Origin of the sequence: Geobacillus sp. ZGt-1, from assembly GCF_001026865.1 — a bacterium.
In the GTDB taxonomy this organism is placed as follows: Bacteria; Bacillota; Bacilli; order Bacillales; family Anoxybacillaceae; genus Geobacillus; species Geobacillus thermoleovorans.
Genome location: NZ_LDPD01000216.1, coordinates 1 through 4,927, shown reverse-complemented (window position 1 = coordinate 4,927; position 4,927 = coordinate 1). Strand labels below are relative to the sequence as shown.

Sequence of the window (4,927 nt, the reverse complement as noted above, 5' to 3'; positions counted from 1 at the left end):
TTTTTTCCCGTGGAGAACAAAAATCCGCGAAACAGCTCCTTATCATCGAAAAATCGAACCGGTTTCCCTTTCTGGAACGAAAGTAAGGGAGAAACCCCGTTTGCGGTATTGTGCAATGTAATTTTTAGAGTACGAGCGACTTGCTGCAAGTCGCCGCTCCATTCCACGCTTCTCACTAAACCGGTGATGTCGTAGTTATCGTAAACAACAATCATGGAATCACCAGCTTTTGCCCTGGATAAATGAGATTCGGATTTTTCCCGATCACCTTTTTATTGGCTTCGTAAATCTTTCGCCACTTGCTTCCGTCATCATAGATTCGTTTAGCGATTGCCCACAAGCTGTCACCTTTCCTCACTACATACGTTTTTGGCTCCTCCTTTTGCTTCGGTGGCCGTTGCTTATTAGACGGTGGAGACGACTGTGTCCACTTTTTCACTACAGGCATCCTGTATTCTTTCAAGGATATAGAAAACTGTATCTCTCCCGGACTGCCAGGCGGACTGGGCCAGTAGGTGAATTCCGGAATGAGTACCAGCATATTAATGTTCGCTGTCGTGACGATAAAACGGATGGGTTTTTCAGCATCGCGCCACTTTTCAATGATGCTGATGAAATCAGTCGGTGGAATTACTCGATTATGAACGCAGTAAGCAGGGTCATATTTGGCTGGCAAAAACGATTCAAAGCGAAACTCCTTCAACCCTCTATTCTTGGGGATCGTCACCTCCCCTAAGCTATTGACCTCAATAATTTCAATTCCATAAGGGCTCGATACTTCAAATGATGAAGGATTCACAGGCAACTGCAGGCTTTCGCTTCCGTATCGGAACCAAAACTGCATTTTGACGTTCATGCCATGACGCCTCCTTCCTGTTCTATGTACCGAGCCAATTCAAGAGCTATTTTCTTAATGTCGGAGTCGTTGCGAACGATGAACTGGTTGCCTGTAATCGTGACCGACGGGCGCTGGCGTTTGCCGTACTCCATTTGCTTCACTTCTTGCTTCGTCAAGACTTTTTCGCCTTCGTGGAGCAACGCTGGATAGTTATCGCGAGGAATGACGCCACCGATTGCTTTCTTTTGGAACAACCCATTACCGCCGAGGAACTTCGGCAGTCCGATTTTAATATTGCCGATCGATGTGATTTTATCGATAAATCTTGCGACACTGCCGATTAATCCGTCAAACCACTCTTTCACCGGCATAATGAAGTTGGATACTTTTTCTTTTACTACATCCCATACTTCTAGTGATTTCTTTTTCACTTTATCCCAGTTCATGACGAGCGCGACCCCTGCTGCGATTAAGGCCGCGATCCCAACAGCCACCCATGTCATCGGGTTGGCGAGCATTGCAACATTCAAGCCGATCTGTGCCGCCGTCTGAGCCAACGTGCCGGCGCGCCACGCTTTAAATAGCGTGATTATCGTTTGCATAACAGTTAGACTAGTAAAAGCGATACGGAACGAAATGACCCCGGCTGTTACGGCTGCTAATGCTGTGGCGACCGATTTAATATGCGGGGTCGCCTTAGCGAAGGCATTGACCATTTTCGCTCCTGCGTCGCCGATCGCTTTACCAATGTTTTCACTCATCTTAACCAGCTTATCCATCGTTTCCGGCTTGATCCCTTTCAACATGTTATAGCCCGCATCTTGTAGGCCGCTTTTTAGGTTCCCCATAATTGTGCTGGCTTTACCTGCAGTAGATTGGGAAAGCTTTTGCGCCCCACCAGCAAAGAACGGACTCAATTTTTGTGAAGTTAGTGTATTAAATGCCTTCTGTGTCTCGGCTGCAGTCAGGTTATCTTTTTCCTTTTTCCCTACATAGCCCTTAAATTCTTGGGCTGTCACTTTAAATCCGAATTCTTTGAGGCGCTCAAATTCGCCCGTTTTCGCATCAGCAAGGGCCTCAATCGCTTCCGAAAGGGTTTTGCCAGGTGTCAACGCTGCCATGTCTTCTGCGAGTTTTAAAAGTTTCATCGCTTCTTGCGTATTTCCACCAGCGATCCCTAGCGCCCTAACACCGGTTTGGACGACTTCACCCGTTTCAAATGGCGTCTCATTCGCGTTTTTCCGCAAAGCCGTCAAATATTCTTGGGCCGACTTTTGCACTTGTTGCTGGCTCATCCCCTTGTTTTGCACACCGATAAAGTGCTCCATCGAAATCATGTATTTTTCTAAGTCAGCCCCGCTTTTTAATGCGGTTGCTACTCCGGCACCGAGCGCCGTTCCGATCGTCGCTCCTAATAGACGCAATCGCTCCATGGTCAACGTTGCCCGATTTCGGACGCGATCAATAGCATCAGCTAACGTATCCAGCTTCTCGTTCGCTTTCGCCGTTTCAACCCGCATTTCCCAGCGCTTTTTGGCACTTTCCTGCACCTTATCCATCGTGGCCTTGAGGCGCAGCATTTCATTTTTCAGTTTTTCATTCGATCGAATGACCTTCTCGATACTCTGCGTTGCACTATCCTTGACGGAGATTTCCGCCTCGAGCCGTTGGCCTTTCGCCATATCTCTTCACCTCACCAGAACAGCGCTGGACACGGCATGCCGGACAAAGCTTTTATTTTCTCGTTTTCTTCCTCGACTTCCAGCTCATAAAAAGCACGAATAATCGTCAGCTCCCCATAAGGGATTTGATAAAAAACTGAGGGCCGGATGCCTTTCTTTTTCCAATACCAGTACATCATCTGTACATAACCGTTTTCCTTTACGGCTTTTTTACTTCTTCAACGGCCCCCTCGCCAAACCCGCTTAAATCACTGATTTCGTTATATAGCCGGTCAATTTCGCCAGGCGTAAACAGCTTTTTAATGAGATCGTACGGCGTCGGGACCTTATAATGCTCTAACAACTCCTTGCGTTTAAGCTCTGGAGAAACGACGCCTTTTAGGATCGTTTCCAGTTTAATCGTAAAAACGTCAATGTCCGCTTTGTTTGAAATTGGATCAAACTTTGTAGACATATCCTGAATCTCTTCAAACTGTGTCTGTGTCAACGCTCGAATTTCAAAAACGACCGGCTCGCCGGCCAGCTCGCTCAACCGTTTAATTTCCACGAGTTTTTTTGGTAATTCCAGCTTTTCCGCATCCATTTTGAGTAAAATATCAACCACATTGCTCATTGTGTTCCCTCCTCATGACAAAAAGCAGAAGGTTGCCCCTCTGCCTATTCAATATAGTCGATAAATTCAAAATCATTAAAAGTAAACGGCTTCTCTTCTTGAACGATTTTCCCCGATTCCCAGTCCGCGAGAGTCAGATCGTCAAAAGTACAACCTTTCAATACAACACGTTCCGCACCGAATGCCGCTGGATCGGCCAGCTTGCTCACGATCGTCATCGGTTCCAAAACACCACGCTTCACCTGCTCGGCCACCTTGCGTGTCAGTCGGGAGTTCACCTTTGTGATTCGCAACGTCCCTTTGCCTTCCCATCCCATATATTTTTGACCTTGGCCGTTCGGAGCACCACACATTGGCACTTTTTCCTTAATAAAGTCCACCTTTGCCTGCAATCCGTATGCTTCCGCAAATTTTTCGCCGTCGATCCATACTTCTCCATGCGTACCGGAAATGGCGCGTTCAGGAATCATTCGTTCCATTCAGTCACACCTCCCTAAATGAGCACTTTCATGTCAATGTCCTCAATCGCATCGAGAGGACGGATACGAGAAAGGATAAACACCTTATCTCTCGTGTTTGCTTCCTTGATCTCCTGCTCTTTCATCGCATCCACATCGACGCCGACCGAGCGTAAATAGACCCGTTGCTGTTCTAAATCAATTTCCGCTCTATTTTTCCCAACATCGAGCAGCCCGTCAATCTCCAACTGCTCATAGTACGCATTAATTGCTTGAATGAGCAGCACCTTGTTGTCGTAGCTATTGGCGTATTTACCGATATACTTATCCTCGATCGTCTTGCGAATGTCCATATACATAAGATCGAGGATATCGACGATTTTAATTTTCTTGAAATCATCCCCCTTATCTTGCGTAGTTGTGACGAGTGACGTCACCCCACGACCGACTTTCACTTTTTCGCCGTCATGGTAAATCACAAATTCGCCGTTATCGATGGCTTGGTTGAGTTGATCTTTCGTATAGGTTTGGACGCTGTCTACCTCCGGCAACGGCTGAAAAGTCGTTGAAATCGTCAACGGTGTTCCGGCAATCAACCCAGCGATGCGGGAGCAATATTGGGCTGCCGTATACGTCGTATCACCGACGACAATGTTTTCCGTCGTGAAGTTAATAATGTACTCTTTATCAGCCGCATGATGGGGCAATACAGCTTTCACCATCTTGCCGTTGGCACGTTGCAAGCCGATCCATGTCGTAATTTTCGTTTTGTCTGCTTCCTCGATCTCTGGAAAAACGAAATAATCAAATTTCACCGTCTCTAAATAGTTCAGCGCGACATCTAGAGGTGTTCCGTTCGTCACCGTAGCATTCGGATCGTAGACGTACACAACCACCCGGTTCGGCGTCCGCTCACCGCCAATTAATGCGAGCTCAATTTGCTTTTTATTCTCCACCGATAACCCGCTTGGGATCTCAGTGATGTTAGTTAAAATATAAGATCCAAGGGCCGCCGTATCTTTTAACAACAATGCGACGATGCCACGCTCGCCGCGTTGGATCGCCGTGGCCCCTAGCGTCTTAAAGACAATATTGACTTGAGGCAGGCCCATTACAATACCTCCCTGTTATGAATGATTTCCTGCATGAGGTCATGCTGCGTTGTATCGCTCAACATCACGATGAAGTCAAGCTCGAGGAAAAAGTGGAGAATATCATCCACGATTTCAAATCTCCGTTCCATAACGTTTACTATCAGCCCGTCAAAGGCGACGTTTCGGAACAAATCGTTCAACAAATCAGCCATTTCAATGTTCTTGGCGTTCGTTTCTTCTTC

7 protein-coding genes and 1 pseudogene are annotated in these 4,927 nt (G+C 46.9%); all 8 read right to left on the bottom strand.

Going from position 1 to position 4,927, the window contains the following annotated elements; translation table 11 throughout:
- A pseudogene (locus VU18_RS20950) lies at positions 1-215 on the bottom strand (hypothetical protein); the annotation flags it as partial.
- A complete protein-coding gene (locus tag VU18_RS16785) occupies positions 212-856 on the bottom strand; it encodes a LysM peptidoglycan-binding domain-containing protein (RefSeq protein WP_047758627.1) in 645 nt (214 codons plus the stop codon). The pseudogene VU18_RS20950 and the gene VU18_RS16785, both read right to left, overlap by 4 nt.
- On the bottom strand, positions 853-2,520 hold the full coding sequence (locus tag VU18_RS16780; protein WP_047758626.1) for a hypothetical protein: 1,668 nt from the start codon (positions 2,518-2,520) through the stop codon (positions 853-855). Before VU18_RS16780 ends, VU18_RS16785 begins: the two co-directional genes overlap by 4 nt.
- A gap of 11 nt (positions 2,521-2,531) precedes the next feature.
- Positions 2,532-2,696: a hypothetical protein gene (locus VU18_RS18270; RefSeq protein ID WP_236687455.1), complete on the bottom strand. Its 165-nt coding sequence runs from the start codon at positions 2,694-2,696 to the stop codon at positions 2,532-2,534.
- 23 nt (positions 2,697-2,719) lie between these two features.
- Entirely contained in the window at positions 2,720-3,133 is a 414-nt protein-coding gene (locus tag VU18_RS16775; RefSeq protein ID WP_047758625.1) for an XkdN-like protein, read from the bottom strand.
- A gap of 44 nt (positions 3,134-3,177) precedes the next feature.
- The gene (locus VU18_RS16770) at positions 3,178-3,612 is read right to left on the bottom strand and encodes a phage tail tube protein (protein WP_047758624.1); all 435 of its coding nucleotides are present in this window, start codon (positions 3,610-3,612) and stop codon (positions 3,178-3,180) included.
- 14 nt (positions 3,613-3,626) lie between these two features.
- Positions 3,627-4,703 (bottom strand): phage tail sheath subtilisin-like domain-containing protein, encoded by a 1,077-nt coding sequence (locus tag VU18_RS16765; RefSeq protein WP_047758623.1) that lies wholly within the window; start codon positions 4,701-4,703, stop codon positions 3,627-3,629.
- Positions 4,703-4,927 (bottom strand): DUF6838 family protein (locus tag VU18_RS16760; RefSeq protein WP_047758622.1); only part of this gene is annotated, 225 nt, incomplete at its 5' end. The genes VU18_RS16765 and VU18_RS16760, both read right to left, overlap by 1 nt.